The 10,522-nt window shown below is 74.4% G+C and carries 10 protein-coding genes; 5 read left to right on the top strand and 5 right to left on the bottom strand.

Going from position 1 to position 10,522, the window contains the following annotated elements:
* The 4 genes from NH602_RS22615 to mftA form a co-directional block, all read right to left on the bottom strand.
* Positions 1-2,448, bottom strand: a 2,448-nt coding sequence (locus tag NH602_RS22615; protein ID WP_253068852.1) for an FAD-dependent oxidoreductase, incomplete at its 3' end; no start/stop codon positions are given.
* An 11-nt stretch (positions 2,449-2,459) separates the two neighbouring features.
* Positions 2,460-3,695 (bottom strand): mycofactocin radical SAM maturase, encoded by a 1,236-nt coding sequence (gene mftC, locus NH602_RS22610; RefSeq protein ID WP_100878817.1) that lies wholly within the window; start codon positions 3,693-3,695, stop codon positions 2,460-2,462.
* Between the two features lie 37 nt (positions 3,696-3,732).
* Complete coding sequence (gene mftB / locus NH602_RS22605; RefSeq protein ID WP_062398180.1) at positions 3,733-4,044, bottom strand: mycofactocin biosynthesis chaperone MftB; 312 nt, start codon at positions 4,042-4,044, stop codon at positions 3,733-3,735.
* Positions 4,034-4,120 (bottom strand): mycofactocin precursor MftA, encoded by an 87-nt coding sequence (gene mftA, locus NH602_RS22600; protein ID WP_060710386.1) that lies wholly within the window; start codon positions 4,118-4,120, stop codon positions 4,034-4,036. The genes mftB and mftA overlap by 11 nt, the downstream gene beginning before the upstream one ends.
* A gap of 158 nt (positions 4,121-4,278) precedes the next feature.
* On the opposite strand from mftA, the gene NH602_RS22595 reads away from it, so the two are divergent.
* The 4 genes from NH602_RS22595 to NH602_RS22580 all read left to right on the top strand — a co-directional run bounded on the left by NH602_RS22595 (position 4,279) and on the right by NH602_RS22580 (position 9,572).
* Positions 4,279-5,415 carry a GNAT family N-acetyltransferase gene (locus NH602_RS22595; RefSeq protein ID WP_253068851.1) on the top strand — a complete coding sequence of 379 codons (1,137 nt, stop codon included), beginning with the start codon at positions 4,279-4,281 and terminating at the stop codon, positions 5,413-5,415.
* A gap of 134 nt (positions 5,416-5,549) precedes the next feature.
* The gene (mdo, locus tag NH602_RS22590) at positions 5,550-6,821 is read left to right on the top strand and encodes an NDMA-dependent methanol dehydrogenase (protein ID WP_253068850.1); all 1,272 of its coding nucleotides are present in this window, start codon (positions 5,550-5,552) and stop codon (positions 6,819-6,821) included.
* A gap of 103 nt (positions 6,822-6,924) precedes the next feature.
* Positions 6,925-8,043 carry a MoxR family ATPase gene (locus tag NH602_RS22585; protein WP_083658808.1) on the top strand — a complete coding sequence of 373 codons (1,119 nt, stop codon included), beginning with the start codon at positions 6,925-6,927 and terminating at the stop codon, positions 8,041-8,043.
* On the top strand, positions 8,040-9,572 hold the full coding sequence (locus NH602_RS22580) for a VWA domain-containing protein (RefSeq protein ID WP_179761735.1): 1,533 nt from the start codon (positions 8,040-8,042) through the stop codon (positions 9,570-9,572). The genes NH602_RS22585 and NH602_RS22580 overlap by 4 nt, the downstream gene beginning before the upstream one ends.
* Before the next feature lie 7 nt (positions 9,573-9,579).
* Here NH602_RS22580 and NH602_RS22575 read toward each other — a convergent pair whose 3' ends face one another.
* On the bottom strand, positions 9,580-10,167 hold the full coding sequence (locus tag NH602_RS22575) for an NADPH-dependent FMN reductase (protein WP_179761734.1): 588 nt from the start codon (positions 10,165-10,167) through the stop codon (positions 9,580-9,582).
* A gap of 42 nt (positions 10,168-10,209) precedes the next feature.
* Here NH602_RS22575 and NH602_RS22570 point away from each other — a divergent pair.
* The coding region (locus NH602_RS22570; RefSeq protein ID WP_253068849.1) for a twin-arginine translocation signal domain-containing protein at positions 10,210-10,522 on the top strand (313 nt) is incomplete at its 3' end.

Below are 10,522 nucleotides of genomic sequence, written 5' to 3'. Positions count from 1 at the left end.
GGATCCGGGCAGGACCGCCGGGCCGGATCCGGGCTCCAGCCCGGTCACGGCCCGGGCCGTGCCCCCCGCCGTCGCGTCGGCGTCTGCGAGGGCGAACGCGGCCCGCCGCCCCTCCCGCACCGCCTCGGCGAGCGTCCGCGGCGCGACCCGGTCCCCCGCGAGGTGACAGCCGGGCAGCGCCGGGAGCGTGTCCTGCGGCAGCCGCGGTCCACAGTCGACGACGGCCGCGCACGGCACCGTCGTCACCGCAGCGGTGTGGACGTCCACCAGCTCCGCGACACCGCCGCGCACCGCTCCCGGCCGGGTGAACAACGCCCGCCGGACACCGGCCCGATCCAGCCGCGCGTTCGCCGCGGCCATGTCTCCGCAGCGGCCGAGCTGGTGTCCGGCGACGGCGTCCGGAGTGGACAGCACCACCCGGTACCCGGCGCCGGCGAGCAGCTCCGCGACCCCCGGCCCGGTCCAGTCCCCGAGGGGGTCGGCGACGAGCACCGGCGCGTTCCGCGGAACGCGCGCGGCGGCGAGCACCGCGACGACTGCGTTACGGTGCCCGCCATGGAGGTCGTCGTCGTCCTGTTCTGGCTGGTGATCGCGTTCGCGTTCTTCTACGTCCTCCACCACGTGGTGCGTCGCGCGGTCCGCGCCGGGATCGCCGACGCCCTCAGCCGCACCGACACCGCGCCCGGCGGCGGCCGGGACGACGACACGGGCTGACCGCGCCACCCCCGCGCAGAGTTCCGCCGCGGTGAGCACCGGGACGTCCGCGTCGACCACCGGCGGCGACGGCCGGGACCCGGTCGCGAGCACCACCGCCTCCCCCCGTGCCCGGGCGGCGCCGAGCACCGCGGGGTCCACCTCCGACCCCAGCCGCACGTCGACGCCGAGCCGGTCGAGCTCCGCGGCCCACCACGGGACCGGCAGCGCGAGCCGGTCCCGGCCGGGCAGCACCGCGGCCGCGGGCAGCAGGCCGCCGAGCCGGTCGGTGCGCTCGTGCAGCGTCACCGGGTGCCCGCGCAGCGCCAGCGTCCGGGCCGCCTCCAGCCCCGCGGGTCCGCCGCCGACGACGAGCACCGGCCTTCGCGCCCCTGCGGCGCGTTCCGCGGAACGCAGCGCTCGTTCCGCATCGAGGTGTCCGGGGCCCGCCGCAGCGTCCGGACCACGTTCCGCGGAACGCGGCGGAACCGGGTCCGGCTCCGGGTCGGTCCGTTCGTGCCCCGATCGCGGTTCCAGCTCGTCCCCGACCACGGGGTTGCGCGGGTCGCGAGCCGCGGCGAGCGAGTTGGTGAGCAGGCACGGCCGGATGCGCTCCGGCGTCCCGGCCCGGGTCAGCGCGACGAGCCTCGGGTCCGCGACCTGCGCTCTCGTCATCTCGACGATATCCGCGTCGCCGCTGCTCAGGGCGTCGTCGGCGAGGGCCGGGGTGACGACGCTGCCGGCCAGGACGACCGTCGTCGCACCGCCGAGGGCACGCCGCAGCTCGCCGCACCGGGCCCGCAGGAACGCCTCGGGCGTGTGCAGGTCCGGCCGGGTCGCGGCAATCGACAGCGCGCTCCCGACGACGGGGACGAGCAGGTCCACCCGGTCGGCGACGGCCCGGGCGAGGGCGAGGCCGTCGCCGGGGGTGATGCCGGCCCAGGGGGCGAGCTCGTCGACGCACAGGCGCAGTGCCAGCAGGGGGTCCGGCCCGATCGCCGCCCGCACGGCGTCGAGGACCTCGCGCAGCAGCAGGGTGCGGTCGCGGCCGTACGCGTCGTCGCGGTGGTTGGTCAGACCGGAGCAGAACTGGCGCAGCACCGAGTGCTGCCCGGCGGAGATCTCCACACCGTCCACACCGCTGTCCACAGCCGCGCGGGCGGCGTCGGCGAAGCCGCGGACCACGGCGCCGATCTCCGCGGATCCCATCGCGACCGGGACCTCGCGGGACACGACGTCCGGGACCGGCGACGGCGCCCACAGCGGGTGCCCGGAGTGCGCGGAGCTGCCCTGCCCACCGGCGTGCGCGAGCCCGGCCAGCACGAGCGTCCCGTGCGGCCGGCACGCCGCGACGACCGCCGCCCACCCGGCCGCGGCGGGCACCCGCGCGCCGTCCCGGTCGCCGAGATGCAGCTCAGCGGGCCCGGAAGATCCACGACTCCCGCTGAGCTGCATCTCGACGCGCCCCGACGCCGCGGCCGGGCCGGACGACGCGGCAGGACCGGGCGACACGGCAGGGACGGGCGACGCGGCGGGGAACGCGGCGGGGGCGTAGGCGTAGGGGTGGTCCGAGGCGTGCACCGACGCCGGCTCGACCACGACGATCCCCGCACCCCCGGCGGCCCGCGCCGCGTAGTAGGCGACGTGGTCGGCCGTGATCCCGCGTGCGGCGTCGCCGAGGTTGGTCTCGTGCGGCCCGAACAGCACACGCGACGGGGCCCGCCGACCACGCAGGTCGACGGGCCCCGTCAGCAACAGGTCCGTGGTCAGCTCCCGGCGACCGGCTGCGCCACGGGCACGGCGTCCGGTGCGAACCCGGCGAGCGGGTTCTCGTCGCAGGCCCGGTCCGGCCGGCGCGGCGGCGGAGTGAGCGAGAGCATCGTCGGCTGCTTCGGCGCACGGGTGTTGCGCGGCGCCGAGCGCGAGTGGTCGACGTCGGACTTCGGGATGACCGTCCCGCCGTCGCGCGCGGCCAGCATCGCCTCGCCGTAGCCCTGCACGCACTCCGGGTCCGGGCCGTCGAGCGGCAGGCCGGTGAAGAACTTCGCGGCCATGCACCCGCCCTGGCAGGTGTCGTAGTGCGGGCACGACGCGCACGCCCCGCCGGTCTGCGGCTGGCGCAGCTCGGTGAAAAGCTCGGAGTGCTCCCACACCTCCTTGAAGCCGCCCTCGTCGCGGACGTTGCCGGCCAGGAAGTTCTCGTGGATGGCGAACGGGCAGGCGTAGACGTCACCCACCGGGTCGATCAGGCAGACCACGCGGCCCGCGCCGCACAGGTTCAGCCCGGGCAGGGCCTCGCCGTAGGCGGACAGGTGGAAGAACGAGTCACCGGTCAGGACCTGGTCGCCGTGCGCGACCAGCCAGTCGTAGAGCTGCTTCTGCTGGGCCTGGGTCGGGTGCAGCTCGTCCCAGACGTCGGCACCGCGGCCGGACGGGCGCAGCCGGGTGATGCGCAGCTGGGCGCCGTACTTGTCGGCGATGGCCTTGAACTCGTCGAGCTGGTCGACGTTCTCCCGGGTCATCACGACCGAGATCTTGGGATGCTTGAACCCGGCCTCGGCGAGGTTCTCCAGCGCGGTGATCGCGGTGTCGAACGAGCCCGGGCCACGGACGTAGTCGTTGACCTCGGCCGTCGCGCCGTCCATCGAGATCTGGATGTCGACGTAGTCGGTCGCGGCGAGCTGCGCGGCCCGCTGCTTGTCGAGCTTGACGCCGTTGGTGGAGAACTTGACGCCGACGTCGTGGGCGATGGCGTAGTCCAGCAGCTCCCAGAAGTCCGGGCGCACGGTCGGCTCGCCACCGCCGATGTTGATGTAGAAGACCTGCATGCGCTGCAGCTCGTCGATGACGGCCTTGGCCTCGGCGGTGCTCAGCTCGCGCGGGTCACGCCGCCCGGAGCTGGACAGGCAGTGCACGCACGCGAGGTTGCACGCGTAGGTGAGCTCCCAGGTCAGGCAGATGGGCGAGTTCAGGCCGTACTGGAAGTGGTCGACCAGCTTCACGGGCACCTCACTGTGGTGGTCGGCGGGGCGGGCGGGACTAGCGGGCGACGATCGTGCGGGACTTCAGCAGTCCGGCGAGGGCACGCAGGTAGGCGTCGTGCTGGGGCTCCTCGACGCCGGCGGCACGGACCGCCGAGCGGGCGTCCGGCTGGTTCTCCAGGTCGCGCACGACCGAGACCAGCTGGGGCGTCTTGAGGAAGGAGAGCTTGCGGGTCACGAAGTCGTACACCAGGGCGCCGAAGGGCTCCGGACGCAGCGAGACGCTCTCGCTGAGCCGGTACGGCGCCGCGGGGTCGAAAGCCCCCGCGGCGCCGTCCGGAACCGTGGTGTCGAGGGGCTTAGTAGACACCGCACATGCCGTCGATGGAGACCTCCTCGACGAGGGTCTCCTCGGTCAGGGCGTCCTCGTTCTGGTGCTCGCTCATGCGCAACCTCCGCTGGATCCGACTCTCGGCGAGAGAGGTGGTGAACCGCCCCGCCGGCCGGCGGTGGCAGCGGATCGGACGCTATTGGCACCCGGTGCCGGAAATCAATACTCGATGTCCACGCCCGTCCGATCGGACGGGCGTGCAGGCTGTCTCCCATGACGGTCGGGACGGTCCTGCTGCACCTGTGCACCCCTGGTGAGTGGCGGAGGTGGCTCGACACCGGAGCCGTGGCGCCCTCCTCCCTGGACGAGGTCGGGTTCGTGCACCTGTCGGCGCCCGACCAGGTCGCCCTGCCCGCGCAACGCCTGTTCGCGGGCCGGACCGACCTGGTCCTGCTCGTCCTCGACCCGGCCCGGATCGACGTCGCCGGCGTCGACGTCCGGTGGGAGCCGGGGGTGCCGACCGACCCGGCGTCGATGCGGTTCCCGCACGCCTACGGGGCGGTGCCGGCGTCGGCGGTGCTGATGGTGCTGCCCTACCGCCCCGGCCCGGACGGCTTCGCCGCACCGGAGGTCCCCGAGCCCGGCGCGGCGGCGCGGGCGATGGGGTTCGAGCCGTCGATGCTGCGGCGCGGCGCGACCGCGGAGGAGCCGGTGACCGGCGGCGTCGCGGTCCGGACCGACGCCTGGCCGGTGTCGCGGATGCACAACCAGCTGCTGCTCGGCCGACCGGACCGCACCGACCCGGCCACCGTGCTCGCCGAGGCCGACCGGGCGCTCACCGCGCACGGCCGACACCCGGGGGCGCTGCTGTGGGGCCCGGGCGCGGACGAGCTCGCCGACGGCCTCCGCGCCGCCGGGTGGTCGGTCTCGGCGAACGAGGCCATGACCGCCCCCACCGCGACCGGCGCGGCCACGGGTGCCGGCGCGGCGGCGGTCACCGAGCTGGACCACCACGAGCTCCGCGGGTTCCGGCGCGCCTGCTGGGCCCGGGACCTCCCCGGCGCCGGACCCGGCGACCTCGACCAGCTGGTCGACCGCGACACCGGCGACGACCGGGTACTGGCCCTGCACCGCCTCGCCGTCGTCGCCGACGACCGGGTGGTGGCGGCCGCGACGCTGCGTCGCGACGGGGCCACGGCCTGGCTCGACGCCCTGGAGACCGATCCGGCCCACCGCGGCCGCGGGCACGGCCGGGCGCTGCTGGCCCGCTCCCGCGAGCTCGCCGCCGAGCACGGCTGCGACCTGCTCGCGCTGGGCGCGGACGCCGCCGACTGGTCGCGGGACTGGTACCGGCGCAGCGGGTTCACCCCGGTCGGCACCCACCTCGAGGCCTCCGCCCCACGCCGGTGACCCCTCCGGACGGAGGGTGGACCTGCCCCGGCGAACGACCGGGTGGTCAGGTACCCATCCGTAGCTGTTGCCAGTAGTTCGCAACAACCAGGGTTGTGCTCGTCCGCCAGCCGACGAAGCCGTCGAGGAGAGTCATGGCCATCGAGCTCAACCAGATCTGGGACTTCCCGATCAAGGAGTTCCACCCGTTCCCGCGAGCCCTGCTGGGCGTCGGCGCCCACGACATCCTCGGCGTCGAGGCGAAGAACATGGGGATGACCCGCGCCCTGTTCGTCACCTCGGGCCTGCGCGGCTCCGGGATCGTGGAGGAGCTCAAGGGCAAGGTCGAGTACCAGGGCGTCAACGTGGTCGTCTACGACCAGGTCGAGTCCAACCCCAAGGACTACAACTGCATGGACGCCGCCGCGCTCTACACGAGCGAGAAGTGCGACGGCATCATCTCGATCGGCGGCGGCTCCTCGCACGACGCCGCCAAGGGCGCCCGCGTCGTCATCGCCCACGACGGCCGCAACATCAACGAGTTCGAGGGCTTCTCGAAGTCCACGAACATGGAGAACCCGAAGCACATCGCGGTCTCCACCACCGCAGGCACCGGGTCCGAGACCTCGTGGGCGTACGTCATCACCAACACCAGCGACATGGACAACCCGAAGAAGTGGGTCGGGTTCGACGACGCCGTGGTCGCCACCCTGGCGCTGGACGACCCGCTGCTCTACTACAGCTGCCCGCAGCACTTCACCGCCTTCTGCGGGTTCGACGTCCTCGCCCACGGGTCCGAGCCGTACGTCTCGCGGCTGGACTTCGAGCCCTCGCTGGGGAACGCGATCTACTCGATCGAGCTCGTCGGGCGCTACCTGCGCGAGGCGGTGTACGAGCCGCGCAACCTCGAGGCGCGGTCGAAGATGATGCACGCGCAGTACATCGCGGCCCAGGCGTTCAACTCCGGCGGCCTCGGCCTGGTGCACTCCGCGTCGCACGCGGTCTCGGCGTTCTTCGACACCCACCACGGCCTGAACAACGCCATCGCCCTGCCGCGTGTGTGGGAGTACAACCTGCCGTCGCGCTACGAGCGCTACGCGAAGATCGCCACCGCGCTCGGTGTGGACACCCGCAACATGACGACCGTGCAGGCCGCGGACGCCGCGGTCGAGGAGGCCATCCGACTCTCCAAGGACGTCGGAATCCCGGACAACTTCGGCGCGCTGCGGTCCGACAGCTACGACAAGAACCGGATGAACACCGGCAAGTACTCCGGTGTCGGCGACACGATCCCCACCGACGGCGACACCGTCCACCGGATCGCGGAGCACATGATGGGCGACTACTGCACCCCGGGCAACCCCCGCGAGTGCACGGTCGAGGCGCTGGTCCCGATGGTGGACCACGCGTTCAACAAGTCCTACTAGGACGTACCGCCCACCCGCCGTCGCGCCCGGATCAACCCCCGGGCGCGGCGGCGGCCGTCCGTCCGCCGCACCGCTGCGTGCGGCTCAGCAGTCGAGGAGAACGGTGTCCGACAGCACGGAGTTCGGCAAGGCACGGTCCGGCGGCGCGGCGTCCGGCCCGCCGGCCTTCGAGAGCGCGGAGGCGCTCACCGAGGCGCTGTCCGGTCAGGACTACGTCATCGACCCCGGGTTCGCCGTGGTGGTGCACCTCGCCACGGCACTCGAACGCCCGCTGCTGCTGGAGGGCCCCGCCGGCGTCGGCAAGACCGAGCTGGCGAAGTCCCTGGCCGCGGCGAGCGGGCGCCGGCTGGTCCGGCTCCAGTGCTACGAGGGCCTCGACGACGGCCGCGCCCTCTACGAGTGGGACTACGGCAAGCAGCTGATGCACGTCCAGATGCTCCGCGACCGGATCGGGGAGCTGCTGTCGGGGACCACCACGATGGCCGAGGCCACCGCCCGGCTCCAGGAGCAGGACACCGGGCTCTACACCGAGTACTTCCTCTCCGCCCGCCCGCTGCTCGAGGCGGTCCTGTCCGACGACCCGGTGGTACTGCTCGTCGACGAGGTCGACCGCACCGAGGAGTCGATGGAGGCCCTGCTGCTCGAGGTGCTGGCCGAGCGGCAGGTCACCGTGCCCGAGATCGGCACCTTCACCGCGCGCTCCACCCCGTGGGTGGTGCTGACCTCCAACGACACCCGGGAGCTCTCCCCCGCCCTCAAGCGCCGCTGCCTGCACTACCAGGTCGACTTCCCGACCCCCGAGCGCGAGACCGAGATCGTGTCCCGGCGGGCACCCGAGGTGGCCGCCGACGTCGTCGCCGACGTCGTGGAGCTGGCCCGCAGGCTGCGGGGGTTCCCGCTGCGCAAGTCCCCGTCGATCTCGGAGGTCATCGACGCCGCCCGCGCCGCGGCCGTGCTCGGGCTCGCCACGACCGGCGAGGTCGAGAAGGTGCGCTCGGCGCTGCTGTCCGCGCTGCTCAAGTACGGCTCGGACCGCGAGCTCGCCGTGCGCCGTCTCGACGAGGGCGAGCCGGAGGCCGAGGTGGACGTCGCGACCGACGAGGGCTGGGTCCGCCGGTCCTCCCGGCCCGCCGACACCACCTCCGGCGCCTTCGGGAAGGGCCGGGCGAGCTCCGGTGCGACGCGCGCCGAGGCCGACCGGGCCCGGCGGATGCGGCGATGACCGCGTCCGCGGCCGGAGACCCCGGCACGCGGCTGCTGTCGGTGCTGGCCGCCGCGTTCACCCGGGTGCTGCGGTCGCAGCGGGTGGCGGTGTCCCCCGCGGAGGCGATCGAGGTCCGCCGGGTGCTGGCGCTGCTCGGCGCGGCGGACACCGGGCGGCTGCGCGCAGGGCTGCGCGCCGTGACGGTGAAGTACGCCCACGAGCGGCCCGGGTTCGAGCGTGCCTTCGACGCGTTCTTCGGCCTCGTCGCCGCGGACGGTCCCGGCGCGGCCGGCGGCTCGGGGCCCGCCCTGCGCGAGCCCGGCGGCGACGGCCTGCCCGGGGACCTGGACCTCACCGAGGACGACGACCCGCTGGGCCGCTACGCCGGCTACGACCCGGGCGCCGCCGAGGTGGGCGACCTGCTCGACGCGCCGGAGCAGGAGAAGGGGTTCGACCCCCACCGCGACGACGACGACGCCTCGCTGGGCGGCTCGGACAAGGACCTGTCGGTCTCCTCCGGCGAGGACCGGGGCCGGCGCGGCACGACCTACACCGTCGACCTCGAACGCGCCGGGGCCGCGGTCGGCCGGGAGCTCACCTCGGGGGCCACCACGCAGGCGTCGGGTGAGATCGCCTTCGACGACCCGGAGGCGATCCTGGCCTGGCTCGCGGAGTACGACCCGCACGCCGTCTACGCCGACGGCCCCGACGGCGAGGACCTCTCGGAGATCCAGCTCGACCGGCTCGTCGACGCGATCACCGACTTCGTCGCCCGGCTGGCCGAGCGGGTCGCGACCACCGGGGCCGAGGGCCCGGAGACCGGGGCCGGCGGGAACACGCTGGACTCCGCGGACATGGCACAGGCCTGCCACGAGCTGCTGCACCGGATGCGCGGCGCGCCGCGCCGGGTGCCCCGCGAGCACGCGCACGGTCCGCTCGACGTGCGGTACACGGTCCGGCGCAGCATGCGCAGCGACGGCGTCCCGTTCCACCTGCACCACCGCGCGAAGGTCCCCGACCGGGTGCGGCTGCTGGTCGTCGCGGACGTGTCGCTGTCGGTGCGGTCGATCACCGCGTTCGTGCTGCGGCTCGCCCGCACCCTGCACCGGCAGGCGTTCCGCTGCCGGGTGCTCGCCTACGTCGACACCCCGGTCGAGGTCACCGACCTGCTGATGGCCGCGCACGACGACCACGCTCTGGCCGCCGTGCTTGCGGCGCCCGGCATCGACCTGGACGCCACCAGCGACTACGGGCGGGTGCTCCGGACCCTGAACGAGGACTTCGCCGACGCCGTCGACTCCCGGACCGCCGTCCTGTTCGTCGGGGACGGCCGGTCCAACGGCCTCCCGCCCGGGACCGACGAGCTGCGCCGCCTCGCCCGCCGCGCGTACCGGGTCGGGTGGATCACCCCGGAGCAGCGCCGCTACTGGGGCCAGGCGTCCTGCGCCATGGGCGAGTACGAGGAGGTCCTCGACCACGTGCTGGTCGCCCGCGATGCCGACGAGCTGCTCGCCGGGGCGGGCGAGCTGGGGCACGCCCTGTCCTGAGCGGTGCTCAGCCCTCGCGCAGCGACCGGCGCGGGATGTCCGGGGCGGCCGCGCCCGCGGCGTCGCGGGGCATCCGCCGTGCGAACGTGACGACGGCGTCGGTCAGCGCGTCGAGCCGGTCGCGGACGCCGTCGTCGACGAGCGCGCCGCCGTCGAAGTGGGTGTTGTTCGCGTACACCGCGCCGGGGACCGCCCAGGCCCGGAAGAACCCGACGAGCGGCTTGAGCTCGTGCTCGACCGCGAGGAAGTGGTGGTCGGTGCCCCCGGTCGCGACGAGCCCGACGGGCTTGCCCGCCAGTGCGTCGTTGGGGAGCACGTCGAACAGGTTCTTCAGCCGGCCGGTGTAGCTGCCGCGGTACATCGGGGTGCCGACGACGAGCGCGTCCGCCGCGACGACCCGGTCGATCACCGCGCGGGTGTCGCCGGTGTAGTCGGCGGGGTCGCGGCCGTCGGAGAAGACGACGTCGTGGTCGCGCAGGGCGAGCAGCTCCGCCGACACATCGTCGTGCGCGGCCGCCCTGGCCACCGCCAGTTCCAGCAGCAGCGCGGTCTTCGACGGGTCGGACGGGCTGCCGGAGATCGCGAGGAGTTCCATCCCGGCGACCCTAACCGTCACCCGACCCGGCACCCTGGTGTCGTGCAGCTGAGCCGTCGTTCGTTCCTGCGGGCCGCCGGTGCGTCCGCGGCGCTCGCGGGGATCCCGGCTCTCGCGGCGTGCGGCGCGCCGGCCGACGCCGCGTCGCCGCGGCTGGTCACCTCGTTCGCCGGGACCGGCCCGCTCGGGGCACCCGACCCGCACCGGGTGTGGCGGCCGGTGGACCGGGCGCGGGCCGCCGCCGTCGCCGACACGCTGCTGGTGTGGGACCAGGACATGACCCCGCGCCCGCACCTGGCGGCCTCCGCGGCACCCGACCGGACGGGGACGCGGTGGCGGATCCGGCTGCGCGACG

This window comes from Pseudonocardia sp. McavD-2-B, from assembly GCF_024124365.1.
In the GTDB taxonomy this organism is placed as follows: Bacteria; Actinomycetota; Actinomycetes; order Mycobacteriales; family Pseudonocardiaceae; genus Pseudonocardia; species Pseudonocardia alni.
This window is presented reverse-complemented; position numbering and strand designations above follow the sequence as displayed.